This is a genomic window from Halomonas sabkhae (genome assembly GCF_030409265.1).
Lineage (GTDB): Bacteria > Pseudomonadota > Gammaproteobacteria > Pseudomonadales > Halomonadaceae > Halomonas > Halomonas halmophila.
On the sequence record NZ_JAUFPM010000008.1, the window covers coordinates 222791 to 245868 of the forward strand.

18 protein-coding genes are annotated in these 23078 nt (G+C 62.7%); 10 read left to right on the top strand and 8 right to left on the bottom strand.

The window, feature by feature from the left end:
* The first annotated feature begins 170 nt into the window (after positions 1 to 170).
* The 4 genes from rdgB to QWY79_RS06975 all read left to right on the top strand — a co-directional run bounded on the left by rdgB (position 171) and on the right by QWY79_RS06975 (position 3757).
* A complete protein-coding gene (rdgB, locus tag QWY79_RS06960; RefSeq protein ID WP_290271237.1) occupies positions 171 to 770 on the top strand; it encodes an RdgB/HAM1 family non-canonical purine NTP pyrophosphatase in 600 nt (199 codons plus the stop codon).
* Between the two features lie 5 nt (positions 771 to 775).
* The gene (gene hemW, locus QWY79_RS06965; protein ID WP_290271438.1) at positions 776 to 1951 is read left to right on the top strand and encodes a radical SAM family heme chaperone HemW; all 1176 of its coding nucleotides are present in this window, start codon (positions 776 to 778) and stop codon (positions 1949 to 1951) included.
* Positions 1952 to 2143: 192 nt separating this feature from the next.
* Positions 2144 to 2815, top strand: a complete 672-nt coding sequence (locus QWY79_RS06970) for a YiaD family glycine zipper/OmpA-like lipoprotein (RefSeq protein WP_290271239.1) — start codon at positions 2144 to 2146, stop codon at positions 2813 to 2815.
* A gap of 90 nt (positions 2816 to 2905) precedes the next feature.
* On the top strand, positions 2906 to 3757 hold the full coding sequence (locus QWY79_RS06975; RefSeq protein WP_290271241.1) for a 23S rRNA (adenine(2030)-N(6))-methyltransferase RlmJ: 852 nt from the start codon (positions 2906 to 2908) through the stop codon (positions 3755 to 3757).
* 49 nt (positions 3758 to 3806) lie between these two features.
* On the opposite strand, the gene mnmE is transcribed toward QWY79_RS06975, so the two are convergent.
* The 4 genes from mnmE to rpmH all read right to left on the bottom strand — a co-directional run bounded on the left by mnmE (position 3807) and on the right by rpmH (position 7722).
* A complete protein-coding gene (mnmE, locus tag QWY79_RS06980) occupies positions 3807 to 5177 on the bottom strand; it encodes a tRNA uridine-5-carboxymethylaminomethyl(34) synthesis GTPase MnmE (protein WP_290271243.1) in 1371 nt (456 codons plus the stop codon).
* A gap of 108 nt (positions 5178 to 5285) precedes the next feature.
* The gene (gene yidC / locus QWY79_RS06985) at positions 5286 to 6974 is read right to left on the bottom strand and encodes a membrane protein insertase YidC (RefSeq protein ID WP_290271245.1); all 1689 of its coding nucleotides are present in this window, start codon (positions 6972 to 6974) and stop codon (positions 5286 to 5288) included.
* Between the two features lie 204 nt (positions 6975 to 7178).
* Complete coding sequence (rnpA, locus tag QWY79_RS06990) at positions 7179 to 7577, bottom strand: ribonuclease P protein component (RefSeq protein ID WP_290271247.1); 399 nt, start codon at positions 7575 to 7577, stop codon at positions 7179 to 7181.
* A gap of 10 nt (positions 7578 to 7587) precedes the next feature.
* The gene (gene rpmH / locus QWY79_RS06995; RefSeq protein ID WP_027960517.1) at positions 7588 to 7722 is read right to left on the bottom strand and encodes a 50S ribosomal protein L34; all 135 of its coding nucleotides are present in this window, start codon (positions 7720 to 7722) and stop codon (positions 7588 to 7590) included.
* 515 nt (positions 7723 to 8237) lie between these two features.
* On the opposite strand from rpmH, the gene dnaA reads away from it, so the two are divergent.
* From dnaA to gyrB, 4 genes are all read left to right on the top strand, one after another.
* The gene (dnaA, locus tag QWY79_RS07000; protein ID WP_290271253.1) at positions 8238 to 9707 is read left to right on the top strand and encodes a chromosomal replication initiator protein DnaA; all 1470 of its coding nucleotides are present in this window, start codon (positions 8238 to 8240) and stop codon (positions 9705 to 9707) included.
* A 214-nt stretch (positions 9708 to 9921) separates the two neighbouring features.
* A complete protein-coding gene (gene dnaN, locus QWY79_RS07005) occupies positions 9922 to 11025 on the top strand; it encodes a DNA polymerase III subunit beta (protein WP_290271255.1) in 1104 nt (367 codons plus the stop codon).
* A gap of 156 nt (positions 11026 to 11181) precedes the next feature.
* Positions 11182 to 12297, top strand: a complete 1116-nt coding sequence (recF, locus tag QWY79_RS07010; RefSeq protein ID WP_290271256.1) for a DNA replication/repair protein RecF — start codon at positions 11182 to 11184, stop codon at positions 12295 to 12297.
* A gap of 11 nt (positions 12298 to 12308) precedes the next feature.
* A complete protein-coding gene (gene gyrB, locus QWY79_RS07015) occupies positions 12309 to 14729 on the top strand; it encodes a DNA topoisomerase (ATP-hydrolyzing) subunit B (protein WP_290271258.1) in 2421 nt (806 codons plus the stop codon).
* 353 nt (positions 14730 to 15082) lie between these two features.
* Here gyrB and gmhB read toward each other — a convergent pair whose 3' ends face one another.
* The 3 genes from gmhB to glyQ form a co-directional block, all read right to left on the bottom strand.
* Entirely contained in the window at positions 15083 to 15646 is a 564-nt protein-coding gene (gene gmhB / locus QWY79_RS07020; protein ID WP_290271259.1) for a D-glycero-beta-D-manno-heptose 1,7-bisphosphate 7-phosphatase, read from the bottom strand.
* 625 nt (positions 15647 to 16271) lie between these two features.
* Complete coding sequence (glyS, locus tag QWY79_RS07025) at positions 16272 to 18335, bottom strand: glycine--tRNA ligase subunit beta (RefSeq protein ID WP_290271260.1); 2064 nt, start codon at positions 18333 to 18335, stop codon at positions 16272 to 16274.
* Positions 18336 to 18337: 2 nt separating this feature from the next.
* Positions 18338 to 19300 (bottom strand): glycine--tRNA ligase subunit alpha, encoded by a 963-nt coding sequence (gene glyQ, locus QWY79_RS07030; RefSeq protein WP_290271261.1) that lies wholly within the window; start codon positions 19298 to 19300, stop codon positions 18338 to 18340.
* Between the two features lie 96 nt (positions 19301 to 19396).
* Between glyQ and rfaD the strand changes: the two genes are divergently transcribed.
* Both rfaD and waaF read left to right on the top strand, forming a co-directional pair.
* Positions 19397 to 20353, top strand: a complete 957-nt coding sequence (gene rfaD, locus QWY79_RS07035) for an ADP-glyceromanno-heptose 6-epimerase (protein ID WP_290271262.1) — start codon at positions 19397 to 19399, stop codon at positions 20351 to 20353.
* Positions 20346 to 21383 (top strand): lipopolysaccharide heptosyltransferase II, encoded by a 1038-nt coding sequence (gene waaF, locus QWY79_RS07040; RefSeq protein ID WP_290271263.1) that lies wholly within the window; start codon positions 20346 to 20348, stop codon positions 21381 to 21383. The genes rfaD and waaF overlap by 8 nt, the downstream gene beginning before the upstream one ends.
* 39 nt (positions 21384 to 21422) lie before the next feature.
* On the opposite strand, the gene QWY79_RS07045 is transcribed toward waaF, so the two are convergent.
* Complete coding sequence (locus QWY79_RS07045; RefSeq protein ID WP_290271264.1) at positions 21423 to 23057, bottom strand: sulfatase-like hydrolase/transferase; 1635 nt, start codon at positions 23055 to 23057, stop codon at positions 21423 to 21425.
* Between the last annotated feature and the right edge of the window lie 21 nt (positions 23058 to 23078).

Sequence of the window (23078 nt, forward strand, 5' to 3'; positions counted from 1 at the left end):
CACTGCTTAAATGCCTGTGCATGCAAATCGCTGCGTTGCGCGGTGCGCGAAAGCTCGCCTAACTATCTGTTATGTCTCCCTTTCTGTGCTCCGTGCGCCTTGCGCTTCACTATGCGCGGCTATTTATTCAGCGTTTCCCTTATCCGTTTTGTCTGGCAAGAGCATACGAAATGCCCCAACAATTGGTTATCGCCAGCGGTAACGCCGGCAAGTTGAATGAATTTCATCAGTTACTCTCGCCCCTGGGGTACGAGGTCCAGCCGCAGTCCGCGTATGATGTCGTGGAGGTCGAAGAGACCGGGGTGACCTTTGTCGAAAACGCCCTGCTCAAGGCGCGTGAAGCCAGCCGCGTCAGTGGTGCCGCGGCCCTGGCCGATGACTCCGGCCTGGCCGTCGACGCCCTTCAGGGGCGGCCGGGCATCTACTCGGCGCGCTTTGCGGGCGAGCCCAGGAGTGACGAACGCAACAACCAGCAACTGCTCGAGGCCCTGGCCGATACGCCGGAAGGTCGGCGCCAGGCCCGTTACTGGTGCGTACTGGTATTGCTGCGCCATCCCGAGGATCCGGTACCGCTCATCGTCCAGCAACACTGGGATGGTGAAATCCTGGCCCATCCGCGCGGGGACAGCGGCTTCGGCTATGATCCGCTCTTCTGGCTGCCGGATCAGGGCATGTCGGCCGCGGAGCTGACGGCCGCCGAGAAGAATCGGCTGAGTCATCGGGGGCGTGCCTTGGGTGCCCTGGTGACGGCCTTGTCCGAGACACCATGAGCACTGTGTCGAACGCGCTCCCGCCCCTGGCGCTCTACGTCCATGTACCCTGGTGCGTGCGCAAGTGCCCCTACTGTGATTTCAATTCACACGGTGTGGGGCGTGGTGCGGCGTTGCCGGAAGAGGCCTATCTGGCGGCGCTGATCGATGACCTGAAGGCCGATCTGCCGTTGGCGGCCGGGCGTGAAGTGGTCAGCGTGTTCATCGGCGGCGGCACGCCCAGCCTGATGTCGGCTTCCTTCTATCGTCGCCTGCTGCAGGCGCTGGAGGCTTGCCTGCCGTTAGCCGAGGATATCGAGATCACCCTGGAGGCCAATCCGGGTACCCTGGAGCGAGGGCGCTTCGCCGGTTATCGCGCCGCGGGCATCAATCGGCTGTCACTGGGCGTGCAGAGTTTCCAGGATGAGCAGTTGACGGCACTGGGGCGTATCCACAGCGGCGATGATGCCCAGGCGGCCGTTCAGGAAGCACGTGAGGCGGGCTTCGATAACCTCAATATCGACCTGATGCATGGCCTCCCGGGCCAGAGTGTGGCATCGGCGCTGGCCGATCTGGACCAGGCCCTGGCGCTCGCGCCGGAGCATCTGTCCTGGTACCAGCTGACCCTGGAGCCCAATACCGAATTTCATTCCCACCCGCCGACCCTGCCCGAGGAAGAGGTGCTCTGGGACATCCAGGACATGGGACATGACAAGCTCGAGGCCGCCGGGCTGGCACGCTACGAAATTTCGGCTTACTCACGCCCCGGGCGGCGCGCTCGCCACAATCTCAATTACTGGCAATTCGGGGATTATCTGGGCATCGGGGCCGGGGCACATGGCAAGCTGAGTGCCCGGGCGGAGGGCGAACTCGCCATCGAAAGGCGCTGGAAGGCCCGTCAGCCCGAGGCCTACCTGCGCCGGCATCAGGATCCGCGTGGCTTCGTGGCCGGTCGTTCCCCGGTCAGCGATGACGAACTGCCGCTGGAGTTTGCCATGAACGCCCTGCGGCTCGTCGATGGGGTGGCCATGGCAACCTGGGAGGCCAATGCCGGCAAGCCGGCGTCGCTGATGCACGCGCGTCTGCAGGAGGCACGAGAAAAAGGACTTTTGGTGGAAGATACCCGGAGGCTGCAAGCATCTTCCCGAGGGCTATTATTCTTGAACGAGCTACTGGCCATGATCAGTGAACCCGATCGGTGAGGCCGGTGCCCAAGGAGACACTGCTTAAATGCCTGCGCATGCGAATCGCTTCTTTACACGGTGCCCGAAAGCTCGCCTAACTAATTGTTATGTCTCGCTTTCTCTGCTCCGTGTGCCTTGCGCTTCACTTTGCTCGTCGATTTAATCAGCGTTCCCTAATGGATGTTCAATGTTATTTCAAGGAGTACTCGCATGATCAAACCCTTTCGTTCGCTCGTTCCTGTGGCTGTTGCCGTGCTGCTGGTGGGGTGCAGCACCACCAATTCGAATAGTGGACAGACCCAGCGCGGTAATACCGGAACCGGGGCGGCCATTGGTGCCGTGGTCGGGGCCGCGGCCGGTGCCCTGAGTGGTGATGGCAGCTCCAGCCGTCGTGACCGGGCCCTGATCGGTGCCGCCGCCGGCGCGGCAGTCGGTGGTGGCGTGGGGGCCTACATGGATCGTCAGGAAGAGCAACTGCGGCGCAGCATGGAAGGCACCGGTATCGGTGTCGAGCGTGATGGCAACGATATCGTGCTCAACATGCCCAGCAGCGTCACCTTCGGTTTCGACTCCAGCGAGCTGACGTCCTCGGCCACCAATGCCTTGAATGATGTCGCTGGGGTGCTGACCGAATATTCCGAGACACGCATCAACATTGCCGGGCATACCGACAGCACCGGGGATGCGGGCTACAATCAGCAACTCTCCGAGCGCCGTGCCCAGGCAGTGGGCCAATACCTCGGACGCTCCGGCGTGGCTTCCAGCCGGCTCAACATGCAGGGCTACGGGGAAAACCAGCCGGTGGCCAGCAACGATACCGAATCCGGCCGCGCCCAGAATCGTCGTGTCGAGCTGACACTGTCGCCCATCCAGCAGAGTTGATCACCCCGGCTTCTCGAGCCGTTCTCAACCCGGCCCGCCGACCTCTCCGAGGGGCGGGCTCTTGCCTTGTCGACCTCGGAATCCGTGACCATGCTTTCGTATCAGCACGCCTATCATGCGGGCAATTTTGCCGATGTTCACAAGCATTTGATGCTCCATGCCGTGATCGACCATCTATTACGTAAAAGCTCATCTGTTACGTATATCGATACTCATGCCGGCCGAGGTCGCTATCCCCTGCAGGCGGAAGAAACCTCGCGCCTGGCCGAGTATCGCCATGGGGCCGAGAAGCTCTGGCAGGCACGCCAGACGTTGCAGGCCGATCCCCTGCTCGAGGACTGGCTGGCCGGCCTGGCAAGCGCTCAGCAGCATCAGCCAGCCGCCAGGCTCGACCATTACCCGGGATCGCCCTGGTGGATGGCCCAGCGACTGCGCGAGCAGGACAGCCTGCAACTGTTCGAGCTGCATCCCGGTGAGCATGGCCACCTGAGTCAGCAGGATCTGCCCGCCCGGGCACGCCATCTACATGCCGATGGTCTCTCGGGGTTGCTGAGCGCCCTGCCGGTCAAATCGCCGCGACTCTGCGTGCTGGTGGATCCCAGCTATGAACGCAAGAACGAGTACGCCGAGGTGGCGGATACCCTGCTCAAGGCCATGCGCAAGGCACGCCATGCGGTCATGCTGGTGTGGTATCCGCTGCTGCCGGCAGGCCATCACATGACGCTGCTCGAAGCTCTCAAGGAGGGTGGCCAGCGCAAGGTATGGCGCAGCGAGCTGAATCTGGGGACGGCCGGCCGGGAACGCGGCATGCATGGCAGTGGCATGCTGGTCATCAACCCGCCCTGGGGGCTGGAGCAACGCCTCGCGGATGCCATGCGCAGGCTGACGCCACTATGGGGCGAGGCCAGCCATTACCGGGCTGATTGGTGGGTGCCCGAGTAGGGCGACAAGCCCCGCTGTTCCGTACTTGCCGGGCGCATGTCGGGAGGCATTACTTGCCGATACAGAAGCTGCCGAAGATCTCGCCGAGCAGATCATCGGCGCTGAACTCCCCGGTGATTTCCCCCAGGGCCTGCTGGGCATCTCGCAGGTCCTCGGCCAGCAGTTCACCGGCGCCGTGTCCGGATAACTGTGCCCTGCCGTTGTCCAGCGCCGAGGCGGCCCGATCGAGGGCGTCCAGATGGCGGCGGCGGGCCGAGAAGCGGCCTTCGGTGGTTGTGGAAAACCCCATCACCGACTTCAGGTGATCCTTCAGGTTATCCACACCCTCACCGGTCTTCGCCGAGAGCCGGATGATCGGTGTGGCGCTGGAAGTGTCCATGCCCGGCGTTTCCCGGCTGGTATCCACCTTGTTGCGCACCAGGGTCAGACGGCCGGGATCGGCGAGTCGGGCGACGAATTCCGGCCAGATGGCCATCGGATCCACGCTGTCGGTGGTCATGGCATCCACCATCAGGAGCACGCGATCCGCTTTTTCGATTTCCGACCAGGCCCGGGCGACACCGATCTTCTCGACGGCGTCCGGGGTGTCACGCAACCCGGCGGTATCGATCACGTGCAACGGCATGCCGTCCAGATGGATGTGTTCGCGCAGGACGTCGCGGGTGGTGCCCTCGATCTCGGTGACGATGGCGGTGTCCTGCTCGGTGAGGGCGTTCAGCAGGCTCGACTTGCCGGCATTGGGGCGCCCGGCGATGACCACGTTCATGCCCTCGCGCATCAGGGCCCCCTGGCCGGCACTGTCGCGCACCTCGGTCAGGGTGGTGCGAATCGCGTCGAGCTTGCCGGCGACATGGCCGTCGGCGAGAAAGTCGACTTCCTCCTCGGGGAAGTCGATGGCGGCTTCGACGTACATGCGCAACTCGATCAACTGCTGGACGAGGGTGTCGACCCGCGTCGAGAACTCGCCCTGCAGCGAGCGCAGCGCATTCTCCGCGGCGCCGCGCGAGCTGGCTTCGATCAGATCGGCAATGGCCTCGGCCTGGGCCAGGTCCAGCTTGTCGTTGAGGAAGGCGCGTTCGGAAAACTCCCCGGGTCGGGCCAGCCGCGCGCCCAGCTGAACACAGCGCTCCAGCAGCAGGTCCATGATCACGGTGCCGCCATGGCCCTGGAGTTCGAGGACATCTTCCCCGGTAAAGGAATGGGGCCCGGCGAAGAACAGCGCGATGCCTTCGTCGAGCAGGCCGTTGTGGCCCTGAAAAGGCAGGTGCAAGGCGTGTCGCGGTGCCGGGCAGGACCCCAGCACCCGCTCGGCGATCGAGCGGCTGAGAGGCCCAGAGACGCGAATGATGCCGACACCACCCTGTCCGGGCGGTGTCGCCAGGGCGGCAATGGTGTCTTGCGAATACAGGTGGTCGGCCATCGGCTAGTCCTCGGGATGATCGCGGATATTGTCGGTTTCATGGGCCATAAACACCAGACCCCCGCAGGGGCGGGGGTCCGGTGAATCGAGCAGGGCAGGCGTGGCCGCTTACTTGGTCTTCATGCCCTTGCCGATTTCGGGGTCGGCCTCGATCTTGCGCGTGATGAAGTACTGCTGCGCGATCGAGGTGATGTTGTTGACCACCCAGTAGATCACCAGGCCGGCCGGGAACCACAGGAAGAAGAAGGTGAAGACAACCGGCAGCATCTTCATGATCTTGGCCTGGGTCGGGTCCGGCGGTGTCGGATTCAACAACTGCTGAACGTACATGGAGGCGCCCATGAGGATCGGCAGCACGAAGAAGGGATCCTTCACCGACAGGTCGGTGATCCACAGCATGAAGGGCGCATGGCGCAGCTCCACGGACTCCAGCAGCATCCAGTACAGGGCGATGAAGACCGGCATCTGGACCAGGATCGGCAGACAGCCGCCCAGCGGATTGATCTTCTCCTTCTGGTAGAACTTCATCATCTCCTGGGACATCTTCTGGCGGTCGTCGCCGTACTGTTCCTTGAGACGCTGCATCTCCGGCCCGAGCTTGCGCATGCGCGCCATGGACTTGTAGGCCTTGGCCGACAGCGGCCACAGGGCCGTCTTGACCAGCAGCGTCAGGATGACGATGGACCAGCCCCAGTTACCGATGATGTCGTGGATCTTGTCCAGCAGCCAGAACAGCGGGTTGGCGATGAACCACAACCAGCCGAAGTCGACCGTCAGCTCCAGGTGAGGCGCCACGGCTTCCAGGCGATCCTGGATCTTGGGCCCCATGTAGAGGGTCGCCTGCAGCGAACCTTCGCTCTGGGCGCCCAGTGTCTTGGTGGGGCCGGCAAAGGCCGCGACATTGCGGTTCTGGGAGTCGGTCGCGCCGTAGTAGAGGTTCTGTTGATCCTGGGGAGGCGCCCAGGCCGACGTGAAGTAATGCTGGATGATGGCGACCCAGCCGCCTTCCACATCCCGGTTGGTGAATTCGCCGTTGCGAATTTCCTCGAAGTCGACCTTCAGGTAGCGGTCTTCGGGCGTGGAGAAGGCGGCACCGAGGAAGGAGCTCATGCCCATCTTCGGACCGCTCGACGGGTCGCTGGTGTTGTCGCGCACCAGCTGGCCGACGAAACGCGCCGTCAATGGCGTTTCGCTGGCGTTGTTCATCAGGTACTCGACATTCACCGCATAGCTGTCGCGGTCGAAGGTGAAGCGCTTGATGACATCCACGCCATTGACCGTGGCGCTCAGATCCACCTGCAACTGATCATCGCCTTCGGCCAGCTGGTAGGAGGTCTGCTCCGGATCGAAGGCGATGCGGCCATCATGACCTTCCAGCTGCAGCCCCGAGCGCGCCACATAACTGCGGGTGCCGTTGTCGGAAAGCAGCACGAAGGGCTGATCGGAATTCTCGGCGTACTTGTGCTGGGGCAGGGCGGCATAGACGATGTCGCCGCCCTGCGGGTCGATGCGGATATCCAGCACATCCGTGGTCACGGCGATCAGGTCGCGGCTGCTGGATGCGGGTTCGTTACCCGGCATCTGACTTTCCATGTCCGCACTGGAAGGGCTGCTGGCAGGGACCGAGAGGTCATTGCCCTGTTCTTCGCTGCCCTCGGACGCTGTCGAGCTCTCGCTCGCAATGCCCGGAGCTTCCGGCGCCTGTGTGGCCTGGCCATAGTCCTGATTCCACTGCACTACGATCAAGTAGGCGAGCACTGCCAGGGGAATCAGCAGGAGGAGTCGTTTTACGTCCATGAGGGGTCTGCCCGATGGGTGGTGAACATTCCGATGGCGTAGCGTGAGTCGTACACCCTGCACAAACGAAAGCCCGCCAATGGCAGGCCGGCTCTCGTCAGAGGAGCGTCCGCTTTCGGCGGGGTGACGTCAAGCTTGGCGGCAAGCGGAGAAAACAAGCTCATCAGAGCTCCAGGCGATGATGACAGCCGCAGGGTGGATGCTTCATCGATGCTCTGTCGAGGCGTCAGAGGAGTGACGTGAGGCCTTCTGCGCTTCACGCTCGAGGCGACGCCACATGCCATGTAACTGGCGGTGGACAACATCATTGTCCAGCTCCTGTACGCCACGTCGGGCGAGCAGCACGATATCCACGGCGGGAAGTCGGTGCTGTCGATGCCGTATGGATTCACGCGTGATTCGCTTGAGGCGATTGCGATCAACGGCCCGACGGACATTTTTCTTGCTGAAGATCAGGCCAATACGCGGGTGGCCCAGGGTATTGGGTGTGGCCAGCGCCATCATCCCTTTGCCGTGCAGCTTGAAGGCTGCCGAATCGAAGACACGTCGATAGTCCTCGGCGGTCAGCAGTCGCAGCCGCCGAGGAAAGCCCTGACAGGACACGTGTTCTCGATCAAGCGCTTAGACGCTTGCGGCCCTTGGCGCGACGACGCGCCAGGACGGCACGACCATTCTTGGTGGCCATGCGAGCGCGGAAACCATGCATGCGCTTGCGCTTGAGAACGCTGGGTTGAAAGGTGCGTTTCATAACTGATTATTCCCACGTGGTGTTGGTACGGAGTCGAAAGCTGTCTGAGGCGCTCGGCTGCTGCATTGGCGCCGAGCAAAACCGGCTCAAGACCGGGCATTGTAGTGATTTCCAGACGCTGGCGCAATTCCTGCTCGACCTGAGCCCGACAAGCCTCGTTTCTCGGGTTGCCATGACAATCATTATTACAAGAAGAGAGGATAACTGATGCTGTTATTATTGTTGGGGAGAAAAATTGTGGAAAACCCGGTTTAAAACATTATCTTCAAATAGTTAGCTTTTTATTGCTGCTGTGCACAACCTTGGAGGAAAGTGGGCGTTGGCTGTGAATGGCCTCTGCAGGGATTCCTTAGCTGTACACAGGGGCCGATGCTGCCACCTGTTGTGCGCCGCTTGACACCCAGCCTGAAAACAGGGTTTTCCACATTACCAAATCAGACATGCTGTCATGTGGATAACCCGCAGGTTGAGCGCTACAATGTTCGGCCGTTCTTGAATCTACGATGTGAGGTCGTGTGTCACTCGCTCTCTGGCAACAGTGTCTGGCTACCCTTCAGGATGAGTTGAGCTCCCAGCAGTTCAATACCTGGATCCGCCCCCTGCAGGCGGAAGAGGGGGAGGCCAACCAGCTTCGCCTGCTGGCGCCGAACCGCTTTGTGCGCGATTGGGTCAGTGACAAGTACGCCAAGCGCATCAGCGAACTGATGCGCGAGCTGGCGCCTGCCAAACCACCCAAGGTCGTGCTGGTAGTGGGCAGCCGTCGTGCCGCTCCTGCCCCGCAACCCAGAGAGCTCGGCGATCCCGTCTCGGCAACGCCTCAGGCGCCCAATGTGCACACGCCGCCGCGCGGTGATGTGGCGGACGAGTCGGAGATCGATCAGGCCGGGGATGAGGCCGAGGAAGCCCGCGCTCCGCGTCGGCCCTCGGGAGAGCGCCAGGTGCAGGTCGAGGGTAGCCTCAAGCACAACAGCGGGCTGAATCAGAACTTTACCTTCGACACCTTCGTCGAGGGCAAGTCGAACCAGCTGGCCAGGGCCGCCTCCCGCCAGGTATCCGAGAACCCCGGGGGCGCCTACAACCCGCTGTTCCTGTATGGCGGGGTAGGCCTCGGCAAGACTCACCTGATGCATGCGGTGGGCAATGCGCTGGACATGCGGCGCGAGAATGCGCGCGTGGTCTACCTGCACTCGGAACGCTTCGTGGCCGATATGGTCAAGGCGCTGCAGCTCAACGCCATCAATGACTTCAAGCGCTTCTATCGCAGTGTCGATGCACTCCTGATCGATGACATCCAGTTCTTTGCCGGCAAGGAGCGCTCCCAGGAAGAGTTCTTCCACACCTTCAACGCCTTGCTCGAGGGTGGCCAGCAGATGATCCTGACCTCGGACCGTTATCCCAAGGAAATCAGTGGGGTAGAGGAACGTCTGAAGTCGCGCTTCGGGTGGGGGCTGACCGTGGCGATCGAACCGCCGGAGCTCGAGACGCGGGTTGCCATCCTGATGAAGAAGGCCGATCAGGCCAAGGTCAACCTGCCCCATGACGCCGCCTTCTTCATTGCCCAGAAGATCCGCTCCAACGTACGTGAGCTGGAGGGCGCGCTGAAGAAGGTCATTGCCGATTCGCACTTCATGGGCAAGACGATCACCCAGGACTTCATTCGCGAGTCGCTCAAGGACCTGCTGGCACTGCAGGACAAGCAGGTCGGTGTGGATAACATCCAGCGCACCGTGGCCGAATACTACAAGATCAAGCTGGCGGATCTGCTGTCGAAGCGGCGCTCGCGTTCCGTTGCGCGGCCGCGTCAGGTGGCCATGGCACTCGCCAAGGAACTGACCAATCACAGCCTGCCCGAGATCGGCGATGCCTTCGGGGGCCGTGATCACACGACCGTGCTGCATGCCTGCCGCAAGGTTCAGGCGCTGCAGGACGAAAGCGCGGATGTTCGCGAAGACTACAAGAACCTGCTACGAATACTGACGAGCTGAGTGCCCCGCAATCGATCCGGTCGGCTCGCCGGCCTCAGGAAGTGCTGCATACATCGCCGAGCATAGTGAAGCGCAAGGCGTATGGAGCACAGAAAGCGAGACATAACAAGTAGTTAGGTGAGCTTTCGAGCACCGCACAACGAAGCGATTTGCATGCGCAGACATTTATGCAGTGCTTCCTTCACACCCCTCCAGGACAAGAAGTGGAGTCGACATGAAATTTTCCATTTCCCGAGAAGCGCTGCTGCGCCCGCTGACTCTGGTCGCCGGCGTGGTGGAGCGGCGTCAGACCCTGCCGGTACTGTCCAACGTCTTGATCCAGGTCGAGCAGGATCAGGTCTCGCTGACCGGCACGGATCTGGAAGTCGAGCTGATCGGTCGCACCGTGGCCAACCAGGTCGATGAGGCCGGCTCGGTCACCGTGCCGGCGCGCAAGCTGATGGATATCTGCAAGTCGCTGCCCGAACAATCGGACATTCAGCTGGCGGTGGAAGACAATCGCGCCGTGCTGCGCAGCGGCCGCTCGCGTTTCACGCTGTCGACGCTGCCGGTGGCGGAATTCCCGAACATCGAGGATGGTCAGGCCAGCACGGAACTGAGCCTGCCGCGCGGCACCCTTAAGCGCCTGATCGATGCCACTTCCTTCGCCATGGCGCAGCAGGATGTGCGCTACTACCTGAATGGCATGTTGCTGGAATTCGGTACCAATCTGGTGCGCACCGTTGCCACGGACGGCCACCGTCTGGCCGTGGCGTCGCGCTCTGCCGAAGTGCAGGTCGAGCCCGCGCAGAAGCTGATCGTGCCGCGCAAGGGCGTCATGGAGCTGGTGCGCCTGCTGGACGATGGCGAGGACCCGGTGAGCATCACCCTGGGGTCCACCCATGTGCGCGCCCATACCGGCGATTTCACCTTCACCTCCAAGCTGGTCGACGGCAAGTTCCCGGATTACGAGCGCGTGGTGCCCAAGGGGGGCGACAAGGTGCTGATCGCCGATCGTGCCGAGCTGCGCCAGGTGCTGTCACGCACGGCGATCCTCTCCAACGAGAAGTATCGCGGTGTGCGCCTGAATCTCGAGGAAGGCAACCTGCGCGTGATGGCCAACAACCCCGAACAGGAAGAGGCCGAGGAGAATGTCGGTGTCGAATACACCGGCCCGGCCATGGAGATCGGCTTCAATGTCGGATATCTGGTCGATGTGCTGAGCGTGCTGGACGAGGATCGTGTTCAGTTGACCCTGGCCGACCCCAACAGCAGCGCCCTGCTGGAGGAGCCGGGTGGTGGCGATGCCCTCTATGTCGTCATGCCCATGCGTCTCTAGGCAGTCGTGACGTTGCCGCTGGCGCCATACGGCAGGCGGCCCGCCTCGGCCTTGCTGTGCGGGCCGGGTCATGGCGCGCGACGCTTCCGCAATCACCCTGACTCGCCGTGCCGGTGCCCTGGTTGACAGGGCATCGGCAACAGGACCCTCTTCTCAATGCCTCTCGATCGTCTCGCCTTCCAGGGTCTGCGCAACTTCAAGACCCTCGAGCTCTCTCCCGGACCACGCATCAATGTCTTCGTCGGTGAAAATGGCTCGGGCAAGACGAGTCTTCTCGAGGGAATTCATGTGCTTGGCATGGGGCGTTCCTTTCGGACACGGCAGCTGCGCAATGCCATCGCGCACGATGCCTCCGAGCTGGTGTTACACGGACGTCTTGATGGTGAGCCGCCGGTTCCCGTCGGGGTACGCCGTCGTCTCGATGCCGATGAGCTGGAAATGCGGCTTTCCGGCGAAAAGGTAGGGCGGGTGTCCGAGCTGGTGCAGACGCTGCCGTTGCAGCTGATCAATCCCGATGCCTTTCGTCTGCTGGAAGGCTCACCGGCCGGCAGGCGTGAGTTTGTCGACTGGGGTGTGTTTCACGTGAAACATGATTTTCTGGATGCCTGGAAACGCTATAGAAGAGCGCTGAAGCATCGGAATGCCCTGCTCAGACATGGTAGAATGCAGGATGCATCAATGAGCGCCTGGGAGCGGGAGCTGGCGCATTGGGGCGCCCGCATGGATGACCTGCGACGTGCCTGGCTGGATGCCTTTCTTCCCGTCTTTCAGGAAACGCTCGAGGGGCTTATCAGCTTGCCCGATCTGCAGTTGCGCTATGCCCGCGGCTGGGACCGCAAGCGTGAGCTTGCCGAGGTGCTGGAACAAGGTAGAGAAACCGATCAGCAGATGGGCTTCACTCAGCAGGGACCACAGCGTGCCGATCTGAGCATTCGCCTCGGACGCCGGCCTGCCGTCGAGATCCTCTCCAGAGGCCAGCAGAAGCTCGTGGTGAGCGCCTTGAAGCTGGCCCAGGGCAGGCTCCTGGAACGCCTCACAGGGCGCTCATGCGTCTATCTGATTGATGACCTGCCCGCCGAGCTGGATGATGGCCGGAGGCGCATCTTCTGTGAGTGGCTGATGCACATGCGCTGCCAGGCGTTCATTACCAGTGTGGATCCGGGCGCCTTGATGGAACAGTGGGACCCGAACACACCAGTGTCGATGTTTCACGTGAAACATGCCGAGGTGGGCCAGGGGCAGCTGCTGCCAATGGACAGACAGACTTCATGATGGAGTAGTCAATGAGCGAACAAGCTTACGACTCATCGAGCATCAAGGTTCTCAAGGGACTGGATGCGGTACGCAAGCGGCCCGGTATGTACATCGGCGACACCGATGACGGCACCGGCCTTCACCACATGGTCTTCGAGCTGGTGGACAACTCCATCGATGAGGCACTTGCCGGCCACTGCAGTGAAATCGGGGTGGTGATTCATCCGGACGAATCGATCACGGTACGCGACAATGGGCGTGGCATTCCCACCGAGATCCATGAAGGCGAGGGAGTATCGGCCGCGGAAGTGATCATGACCGTGCTGCACGCCGGCGGCAAGTTCGATGACAACTCCTACAAGGTTTCCGGTGGCCTGCATGGCGTCGGCGTCTCTGTCGTCAACGCGCTCTCCGAAGAGCTGAAGCTGACCATCTGGCGTCAGGGACAGGTCCACGAGCAGGTTTATCGTCATGGTGTGGCCGAGTCGCCACTCAGTGTCGTCGGCACCACCGAGCAAAGCGGCAGCCGAGTGCATTTCCGGCCTTCCACCGAGACTTTCCACAACATCGAGTTTCATTATGATGTGCTGGCCAAGCGCTTGCGCGAGCTGTCATTCCTGAATTCCGGTGTGGCCATTCGCCTGACCGACGAGCGTAGCGGCAAGGAAGAGCTTTTCCACTACGAGGGCGGCCTGAGGGCCTTCGTCGACCATCTGAACACCAACAAGACGGTCCTCAATCCGGTCTTCCACTTCAATGTGGAGCGCGAGGATGGCGTGGGCGTCGAAGTGGCGATGCAGTGGAATGACACCTTTGCCGAGAACATCTTCTGCTATACCAACAACATTCCCCAGGGGGATGGTGGTACGCACCTGGCCGGTTTTCGCGCCTCCCTGACGCGCAGCCTGAATCACTACATCGAGGCCGAAGGGCTGCTGAAGAAGGCCAAGGTCAGCACCTCGGGGGATGATGCACGCGAGGGCCTGACGGCGATCATTTCCGTCAAGGTACCGGACCCCAAGTTTTCCTCGCAGACCAAGGACAAGCTGGTGTCCTCCGAGGTCAAGACGGCCGTCGAGCAGGAAATGGGGCGCCAGTTTTCCGACTATCTGGTCGAGCGCCCGAACGAGGCCAAGGCCATCGTCAACAAGATGCTGGACGCCGCTCGTGCCCGCGAGGCGGCCCGCAAGGCGCGCGACATGACGCGTCGCAAGGGTGCCCTGGACATTGCCGGTCTGCCCGGCAAGCTGGCCGATTGTCAGGAAAAGGATCCCAGCCTTTCCGAACTCTACCTGGTCGAGGGTGACTCGGCGGGCGGCAGTGCCAAGCAGGGACGCGATCGGCGTACCCAGGCCATCCTGCCCCTCAAGGGCAAGATCCTCAACGTCGAGAAGGCGCGCTTCGACAAGATGCTGTCATCCGCGGAGGTTGGCACCCTGATCACGGCCCTGGGCTGTGGTATCGGTCGCGAAGAGTTCGATCCCGACAAGCTGCGCTATCACTCCATCATCATCATGACGGATGCCGACGTCGATGGCTCGCACATTCGGACTCTGCTGCTGACCTTCTTCTTCCGTCAGATGTCGCAGCTGATCGAGCGCGGCCACGTCTATATCGCGCAGCCGCCGCTCTACAAGATCAAACGGGGCAAGCAGGAAAGCTACCTCAAGGACGAGCAGGCCCTGACCCAATACCTGACGACGACGGCACTGGATGGTGCACGCCTGCACGTCAATGCCGATGCACCCGGCATCGAAGGCGAACAGCTCGAAGCCCTGGTCAGCCAGTATCGCGATGTCATGAACCGTATCGATCGCCTGTCTCGCGTCTACCCGGACATCGTGCTCAGAAAGATCGTGCATGCCACCAGGCTGCAGGGCGAGGAGAGTCTGCGCGATCGTGCCGTCATGCAGAGCTGGATCGACTACCTGCAGTCCGAAATGGATGCCATCGTCTCCTATGAGGGTGGTCCTCGGTACCACTTCCATCTCGAGGAAGACTCCGAGCGCGGCTTCTTCCTGCCGGCGGTCAGCCTGACGGCCCACGGCACCACTTCCAACTACGTCTGGGGAGTCGACTTCATTACCGGGGCCGATTACCGCGCCCTGGCGGGGCTGGGCGAGACCCTGGATGGCCTGCTGGAAGAGGGCGCCTATATTGCCCGCGGCGAGCGCAAGAAGTCGGTCAGCAACTTCTACGATGCCCTGGAATGGTTGATGAACGAAGCCCAGCGGGGCCTCTCCATCTCCCGCTACAAGGGTCTTGGCGAAATGAACCCCGAGCAGCTGTGGGAAACCACCATGGACCCCAACACGCGTCGCATGCTGCGGGTCTCCATCGAGGATGCCGTGGCCGCCGACATGATGTTCAACACCCTGATGGGTGATGAGGTCGAACCGCGGCGTGACTTCATCGAGCGCAATGCCTTGACGGCCAATCTGGATATCTAGCCTGTGACTCCAGGGAGTGTTTCACGTGAAACACTCCCAGTGCTCGCCTGTGGCCAGACAACAGCAGAAGCGCCACACCGATGCTGTCGGTGTGGCGCTTTTTTATGCCAAGTTATTGATTAATGGGCGCAATTCTCTGGGGTGGTCTGTTCGTCGCTTCGCGTTGGCGGCAATAGTCCGTAACCGCAAGTCTTGAAACGTATCGCGCTTGGGTAGCCCGGCAGATGGCGTGAGAGGGGGTGCGTCGGATGCATGCAAGGTGTTTCACGTGAAACGAGGCTGTCGGGTTGGTCATCCCCTGAGTGAAGCGGAAAAGGGCAGCTGTCCTGGTTCCCGGGCGAGTCTACCGAGCCTCAACGGCTATCCCCGTCATGCAACAGCCATGCGGTAAAGGCCGCCAGATCCTCAAACACCGGTGTGTCGGAAGCGGCAATATCGGGGTGTCTGTCGAGAGTGCGCTGGCCTTTCCCTGTCAATACCAGCGCCTGCTGGCAGCCGGCGGCCTGTCCGGCCTGAAGGTCCCCGAGGCTATCGCCTATCATCCAGCTGTCCTGCAGCGTTTGCAGGCCGAGGGCTTCCCGGATATCGATCAGCATGCCAGGCAGAGGCTTGCGGCATGCACACTGGTCGTGCGGCCCATGGGGGCAGTATGCGATATGGGCTATCTCGCCGCCGGCCTCGGCAACCAGCGCATTCAGGCTATCGTGCATGCGCTTGAGCTCGGTCTCATCATAGTAACCGCGGGCAATGCCGGACTGGTTGGTGGCGATGGCAGTCGTCCAGCCAGCTTGCGTCAGGCGTGCGATCGCCTGGATGGCGCTCGGATAAGGGATCCATTCCGCCAACGACTTGATGTAGTGGTCGGAGTCCTGGTTGATGACCCCGTCGCGGTCAAGAATGACGAGCTTGGTTGGCATGGCTGGCGGCTGTTTCATGATCAGGGGAGTCGCCAGTGTAGAAGGATGTTTCACGTGAAACAATCGGGGTTGGTGTGAGGTGTGAGGTGTGAGGTGTGAGGTGTGAGGGGAGAAGAGGGAAGAGGGAAGAGGGAAGAGGGAAGAGGGGCCGCTTGTTTTCGTGGTGCCGTATTGATTATTAGCTTGCTCAGCGGGTTAATGTTTCACGTGAAACATATGGCTCTCCTGAGTGAATTCACTGTCTGACATGCCGACAGTCACTCGGTGGTGTGGGAGGGGCGGAAAAGTTAGCCAGGGCAGCAAGCGGGGAGCCTGTGTCTCCCGAGTCGAGCGTCAGCCAGGTGAAAGCGAGAGTGTTTCACGTGGAACATGGATGGCGTGCCGGTGAGTGACCTGATTGGCCGTTGAGGAAGTCGCCTGGTGGCTGAAAGGAAGAAGGGTGAAGGGTGTAGAAGGTCTGAAACGGAGGGGGGGGGGGAGGCTGGAACCGGATCAGGGCGCCGTCAGGGAGTGGACGGGGCCTTGAAAGGCAGGGGGCGTGTTTCACGTGAAACACGCCCCCTGTGTCATCGGGGAAGGGTTACATCCCCGCCTGTGAGCCGCTCAACCCTGAGGTTTTACCGACTCAGGACAACTCGGCGATATCCGCCACTTCCAGGAAGAGCCCCTGCAGGCTGGCCAACAGCGCCAGGCGATTGCGTTTTACGGCGTCATCGTCGGCCATGACCATCACCTGGTCGAAGAAGTCGTCGACCGGCTGGCGAAGGCCCGCCAGGACGTCCAGAGCGTCGCTGTAGCGGGCTTCGGCAAATAACGGGTCCACCTGTTGCCGGCAGGCCGTCACTGCCTCGCAGAGGGCCTTCTCGGCGTCTTCCTGAAGCAGCCCGGTATCGACATCGAGGCCTGCGCTACCACCCTGCTTGGCGAGGATATTGGCGACGCGCTTGTTGGCGGCGGCGAGAGCGGCGGCCTCTTCTCGAGCGGCAAACGCATGCACGGCTTGCAGGCGACGTGCGAAGTCCAGAGGCTTGGTGACCGGACGGCTGCGCACGGCCAGGTACACCTCTGCGCCGATGCCTTCGTCGCGGGCCCAGGCACGGAAGCGATCGAGCATGTAGGCCTGCACCTCGTCGACTAGCCCCTGGGCCTTTGGCAGGTTCTGGTGCTGGGAAGCGGCCAGCTCGAGGAGCTCGCGCAGGTCCAGGTCCAGCCCGGCCTTGATCAGGATGTTCAGCACCCCGATGGAGGCGCGACGCAGGGCGAAGGGATCCTTGGTGCCACTGGGGCGCTGACCGATGCCGAAGATGCCGGTCAGGGTGTCGAGACGGTCGGCCAGTGCCAGGGCCAGGCCGGTGGCGGTAGCGGGCACCTCGTCACCGGCAAAGCGCGGCAGGTACTGCTCTTCGAGGGCACGGGCCACCTCGTGCGATTCGCCGTCATGGGTGGCGTAATAGCGGCCCATGGTGCCCTGGAGCTCGGGGAACTCCTGCACCATCTCGGTCACCAGGTCGCACTTGGCCAGCTCGCTGGCACGTTGCGCCTGGTTGACGTCACCTCCGATACGGTTGGCGATGAAAGCGGCAATGGCACCACTGCGGTGGGCCTTGTCGGCCAGCGTGCCCAGCTGCTGCTGGAAGACCACGCTGGAGAGCTCCTTGATGCGCTCGCCGAGGGGACGCTGGCGATCGGTGTCATAGAAGAAGGCAGCATCCGCCAGGCGAGGGCGAATGACCTTCTCGTTGCCGTCGATGACCAGCTCCGGCTTCTGGCTCTCGATATTGGCGATGGTGATGAACTGGGGGCGCAGATTGCCTTCGGCATCGAGCAGGTGAAAGTACTTCTGGTTGGCCTTCATCGAGGACACCAGGCACTCGGCCGGCACTTCCAGGAAGCGTTCGTCGAAGCTGCCGGTCAGGGCGACAGGCCATTCCACCAGACCACTGACCTCGACCAGCAGTTCCTCGTCGATGACCGCGGTGGCCTCGTTGACCTCGGCTTCGGCGAGGACCTGTTCGCGAATGCGCTCGCGACGCTTGTCGCGGTCCACCAGCACCCAGGCGTTCTCCATGCAGGCCAGATAGTCATCGGCGTGATCCAGGTCGAAGGCCTGCGGGGCGTGGAAGCGATGGCCGCGCGTCGTGCGACCGGATTGCAGCCCCAGCGCCGAGGCCTCGACCACCTGCTTGCTGTAGAGCATGACCAGCCAATGGGCCGGACGCGAGAACTCGACCCGCGAGGCGCCCCAGCGCATGTTCTTGGGAACGGGCAGGGCGGTGATGGCGTGCTCGACAATCGCCGGCAGCAGCGAGGTAGTGGCCTCGCCGATCTGCTGCTCGCGGTAGCCCAGCCAGGTGCCCTTGTCGGTTTCCAGGTGGATCAGTTCATCGACGCCGACGCCACAGGAGCGGGCGAAGCCTTCGGCGGCCTTGGTGGGTTCGCCATCCTTGAAGGCGGCGGCGAGGGACGGGCCACGGCGCTCGACCTCGCGGTCGGGCTGCTTGTCGGCCAACCGGGCCACCTGGACCGCCAGGCGGCGAGGACTGGCGAAGGCGACGACCTGGCCGTGTTCGACATTGGCGTCATCCAGCCCCTGGCGAATGCCCTCGGCAAGGGCATCCGACAGCGTATCGATGGCGCCCGGCGGCAGTTCTTCGACGCCCAGTTCGAGCAAAAAGGTATCGGCGGCCATGATCAAGCGTCTCCCTGTTCGGCAGGCGACTCGTTCGCCAGCAATTCTTGGCGCAGGGCCTCGGAAGCCAGCGGGAAGCCGGCGGCCTTGCGGGATTCGTAGTAGGCGTGAGCCACGTCACGGGCCATGGTGCGCACACGCAGGATATAGCGCTGACGCTCGGTCACCGAGATGGCGTGGCGGGCATCGAGCAGGTTGAAGGTATGCGAGGCCTTCAGCACCTGTTCATAGGCCGGGAGAGGCAGTCTGGCATCGAGCAGCTTGTTGCACTCGCCTTCCTGGTGGTCGAAGGCCTTGAACAGTTCCGGGACATCGGCATATTCGAAGTTGTAGGTCGACTGCTCGCGCTCGTTCTGCAGGAAGACGTCGCCATAGGTGACGCGGCTGCCGTCCGGCGCGACCGTCCAGACCAGGTCGTAGACACTGTCGACATCCTGGACGTACATGGCAATGCGCTCGAGACCATAGGTCAGCTCGCCGGTGACGGGATAACACTCCAGGCCGCCGGCCTGCTGGAAATAGGTGAACTGGGTCACCTCCATGCCGTTCAGCCAGACTTCCCAGCCGAGCCCCCAGGCACCCAGCGTCGGCGACTCCCAGTTGTCCTCGACAAAGCGTATGTCGTGGACCAGCGGATCGATCCCCAGGCACTTCAGCGAGCCCAGGTAGAGTTCCTGCAGCTCGGCCGGCGAGGGTTTCATCACCACCTGAAACTGGTAGTAATGCTGGAGGCGGTTGGGGTTCTCGCCGTAGCGACCGTCAGTCGGGCGGCGGGAGGGCTGTACATAGGCCGCGTTCCAGGTCTCGGGGCCGATGGAGCGCAGGAAGGTGGCCGTATGGAAGGTTCCAGCCCCGACCTCCATGTCCAGGGGCTGGAGGATCACGCAGCCCTTTTCGGCCCAGTACTGCTGCAGGGCCAGGATCAAGCCCTGGAAGGTTGTCACGTCTGGCGTCGACTGTGTCATTGCGAAAGCACCGTTGGCCATGAATTCACGAGCCGTCAAGTATACAATCACAGGCAGATCGGTTATAGCCGCAGGCCCGGAGTCTAGAGGAATCTCATGATCGTAGTGACAGGCGGAGCCGGCTTCATCGGCTCGAATCTGGTCAAGGCCCTCAATCAACGAGGCCGTGACGACATCCTGGTGGTCGACGACCTTCGCGACGGCACCAAGTTCATCAACCTGGCCGACTGCACGCTGGGCGACTACCTCGACAAGGATGACTTCCTGGCGAGGGTGCGGGCCGCATTGAATGGCGAGTCATCCCATCTGCCCCCCATCGAGGCGGTCTTCCATGAAGGCGCCTGCTCGGATACCACCGAGTGGGATGGCCGTTTCATGCTCGAGAACAACTTCGAGTATTCCAAGGAGCTGCTGCATTTCTGTCAGCTGAAGGGCATCCCCTTCCTCTATGCTTCCTCGGCTGCCATCTACGGGGGCAGCGAGGTCTTTCGTGAAGACCCCGAGCACGAGAAGCCACTCAACGTCTACGGCTACTCCAAGCTGCTCTTCGACCAGTACGTGCGGGCGCGCCACGACGAGTTCGAGAGCCAGGTCGTCGGCTTTCGCTACTTCAATGTCTATGGCCCGCGCGAACAGCACAAGGGCAAGATGGCCAGCGTGGCCTTCCACCATCACACCCAGATCAGCGGCGGGGAGAATCTCAAGCTGTTCGGCGCCTGGGACGGTTACGCTGCCGGAATGCAGAGCCGCGACTTCATCTATGTGGGCGATGTGGTCGATGTGAACCTGTGGTTCCTCGATAATCCCCAGGCTTCGGGGATCTTCAACCTGGGAACCGGGCGTGCCGAGCCTTTCAAGGCGATCGGCGAGGCGGTGATCGACTATTACGGCAAGGGCGAGATCGAGTACATCGACTTCCCCGAGAGCCTCAAGGGTCGTTACCAGAGCTACACCCGCGCCGATGTCGAGCGGCTGCGCGAGACGGGTTACGACCGCGAGTTCCGTACGGTGGCCGAGGGCGTGCGGGCCTATCTGGAGTGGCTGAATGGCTGAGGCGGCCACGGCAGAGCGCATCCTGGTCGTCGGCCCCGCCTGGGTCGGCGACATGGTCATGGCCCAGAGCCTGTTCAAGACGCTCAAGGCGCGTCAGCCGAGGGCGCGGATCGGGGTCGTGGCGCCGGCCTGGTCGCGGCCGATTCTCGAACGCATGGCAGAAGTCGATGAAGTGGCGGGCCTGGAGGTCGGGCACGGTGAGTTCGGTTGGGCGACACGCCGTCAGCTGGCCGCTGAGCTGCGCGGACGCTTCGACCGGGCCATCATCCTGCCCCGCTCGTGGAAAGCCGCTCTGGTGCCCTTCCTGGCGCGTATACCGCGACGTGTCGGCTTTACCGGCGAACAGCGGTACGGCCTGCTCAATGAACGCCGACACCTCGACAAGACGGTTCTCGACCAGACCGTGAAGCGTTTCGTGGCGCTCGGCCTGCCGGCCGATGAAGCCGCCGGTGGCGACTTTGCGCTGCCGCGGCCAGCGCTGCGGCTCGACTCCGACAATCTGGCCCAGCTGCAGGAGCGGCTCGGACTGAGTGCGCGGCCGGCCATCGCCATGATGCCCGGCGCCGAATATGGCCCTGCCAAGCAATGGCCGCTGGCGTATTTTCGTGAGCTGGCCGAGGCGCTGGTAGCCAGGGGGCATGAGGTCCGCGTGATGGGCGGCCCCAAGGACGCCGCCGCCGGGGACGAGATTGCCGAGGGCATCGAGGGCGTGCACAACCTGTGTGGCAAGACGCGCCTGGGCGACGCCGTGGACCTGCTGGCCGACTGCGCGCAGGCGGTGACCAATGATTCGGGGCTGATGCATGTTGCTGCCGCAGCGGGAACCCGGATCCAGGCGGTCTATGGCTCCTCGTCGCCGGCCTATACGCCACCGCTGACCCCGGACGCCGATATCCATTACCTGGCGCTGGAGTGCTCGCCCTGCTTCCAGCGAACCTGCCCCCTGGGGCACACCAACTGCCTCAACCAGCTGTCGCCGCAACGTCTGCTGAGGGCCATTCTGGCAGCGTCGGACCCAGCCTCCTCGTGAAGCGGCTGCCCGATGCACCTCCTGGCAGGCAGCAGCGGGCTATTCGCCTTCCGAAGGCGAGAGAGAAACCTCATCCGGCGCCATGCCGCCGATATCCAGCCCCTGCCAGAGCCGCTCGTGAAGCGCGGTCTCGCGCTTGAGACGTGCGTTGAGCGTCGCCATGCCATGCTCTTCGACCAGGGTGGGCTCATCCGCGAACAACGAGACGCCCAGACCGGCACGGTGCCAGTCGATGGTGAAGCCCATGCCCTCGAGAATGGTGGGCAGGACGTCCATGGTCGAGGCTTCGACCTTCATGCGCCGCGGCGTCAGATCATTGCCCAGCAGCATGAAGGTGTTGCTGCGTGGCCCCGCCGTCAGTTGCTCCCAGGCTGAGACACGCATCGACAGGTGGTCACTGGCGATGACCACCAGGGTATTCTCGAGCAACCCTTCGCCGGCCAGTCGCTTGACCAGATCATGGGCCATGCGGGCCGAGCACTCCACGCTGTAGAGGATATCGGCGCCGTCGAACTCGCCCTGGCGTTGCCGGCACTCGCCGGGCGGGTAGCCATAGGGCGGATGGGTGGCCAGACTCAGGTTGACCAGCCCCCAGGGCCCTGGCCGGGCGTCCAGGCGGCGAATTTCCTCGACGGTCAAGGCGTAGAGGTCATCATCAAAGAGCCCCCAGCTGTTGAGGTCCTGCGGTGACCGCAGGCGTGGGGTGAGGTCATCACGTCCCAGTACGCGGGAAAACCCATGGCCCTGATAGAAGCGCCCCTTGCCGGCAAACGCCTTGCTGGCGCCGCCCATGTAGGTCAGCTCATAGCCCTGATCGGCCAGCAGGTCACCCAGGCAGTTCACGCCGGGCACGACCCGTTCCAGGGGCTCCAGCTGGCTGTCATGCAAAAGCCCCGCCGGCATCAGCGGCACACCGCACTGACTGGCGATCATGCCGGCCATGGTCCAGCCGGTATTGTCGACCTGGCGGACCCCCTCGAAGACCACGCCCTGATCGCCCAGGGTGCCGAGCGGCGCATAGACATCGTCGAAGCGCTGGCGATCGGCGTAGGTGCGCTCGAGGCTTTCCAGATAGAGAACCAGCAGGTTGGGCGGGGCCTCCGGTGCCTCGAGTATCACCGGGGCCACATAGCGCTGATCCAGCCAGGCGCCTTCCTCGGTGACGACGGCCGCACCCCGCTGACCGATGCCATACAGCAAGGGGTTGCTGGCCAGCAGGGCCAGGGCCAGCAGACGCTCGACAAGTCGCCAGCGGCGGTCGTGCCGCACCAGCCAGGTGAAGGACGCCAGAATGGGCAGCATGGCCAGGGTATAGACGAGCCCGACCAGGGTGCGCTCGCCGCCGCCATGTTCACTGATGCCGGCCTGCAGATGGAAGAAGACCGCACCCAGGTCGACGATGCCGAAGCTGTCGGCGAGGTAGACATAGATGCCCCACAGGATCAGTGGCAGCAGCGACCAGGGCCAGGTGCGCGACGCCGGCTGGGGCGACCTGGCGCCCCAGCGCAGGGTATGCGCCATCATCAGCCAGGCGGCCGTGACGGGCACCAGAACCCAGTGGGACAGCTGGGTGACGGTCGCCGTGGCATAGCCGAGGGCGAGCCCGAGGACCAGCAGGGCCCACCAGCGGGGGCCCTGCCAGGTGGCAGGCAGGGTAGCGAGCAGTTTCTTCATTGGCGGTGGCATCAGGGCGGC

Bases quoted from the DNA above. Each gene is read 5' to 3' on its own strand.
- rdgB (WP_290271237.1), top strand. From the start codon at position 171: ATGCCCCAACAATTGGTTATCGCCAGCGGTAACGCCGGCAAGTTGAAT.
- QWY79_RS06970 (WP_290271239.1), top strand. From the start codon at position 2,144: ATGATCAAACCCTTTCGTTCGCTCGTTCCTGTGGCTGTTGCCGTGCTG.
- QWY79_RS06975 (WP_290271241.1), top strand. From the start codon at position 2,906: ATGCTTTCGTATCAGCACGCCTATCATGCGGGCAATTTTGCCGATGTT.
- mnmE (WP_290271243.1), bottom strand. From the start codon at position 5,177: ATGGCCGACCACCTGTATTCGCAAGACACCATTGCCGCCCTGGCGACA.
- yidC (WP_290271245.1), bottom strand. From the start codon at position 6,974: ATGGACGTAAAACGACTCCTCCTGCTGATTCCCCTGGCAGTGCTCGCC.
- rpmH (WP_027960517.1), bottom strand. From the start codon at position 7,722: ATGAAACGCACCTTTCAACCCAGCGTTCTCAAGCGCAAGCGCATGCAT.
- dnaN (WP_290271255.1), top strand. From the start codon at position 9,922: ATGAAATTTTCCATTTCCCGAGAAGCGCTGCTGCGCCCGCTGACTCTG.
- recF (WP_290271256.1), top strand. From the start codon at position 11,182: ATGCCTCTCGATCGTCTCGCCTTCCAGGGTCTGCGCAACTTCAAGACC.
- gyrB (WP_290271258.1), top strand. From the start codon at position 12,309: ATGAGCGAACAAGCTTACGACTCATCGAGCATCAAGGTTCTCAAGGGA.
- gmhB (WP_290271259.1), bottom strand. From the start codon at position 15,646: ATGCCAACCAAGCTCGTCATTCTTGACCGCGACGGGGTCATCAACCAG.
- glyS (WP_290271260.1), bottom strand. From the start codon at position 18,335: ATGGCCGCCGATACCTTTTTGCTCGAACTGGGCGTCGAAGAACTGCCG.
- glyQ (WP_290271261.1), bottom strand. From the start codon at position 19,300: ATGACACAGTCGACGCCAGACGTGACAACCTTCCAGGGCTTGATCCTG.
- rfaD (WP_290271262.1), top strand. From the start codon at position 19,397: ATGATCGTAGTGACAGGCGGAGCCGGCTTCATCGGCTCGAATCTGGTC.
- waaF (WP_290271263.1), top strand. From the start codon at position 20,346: ATGGCTGAGGCGGCCACGGCAGAGCGCATCCTGGTCGTCGGCCCCGCC.
- QWY79_RS07045 (WP_290271264.1), bottom strand. From the start codon at position 23,057: ATGAAGAAACTGCTCGCTACCCTGCCTGCCACCTGGCAGGGCCCCCGC.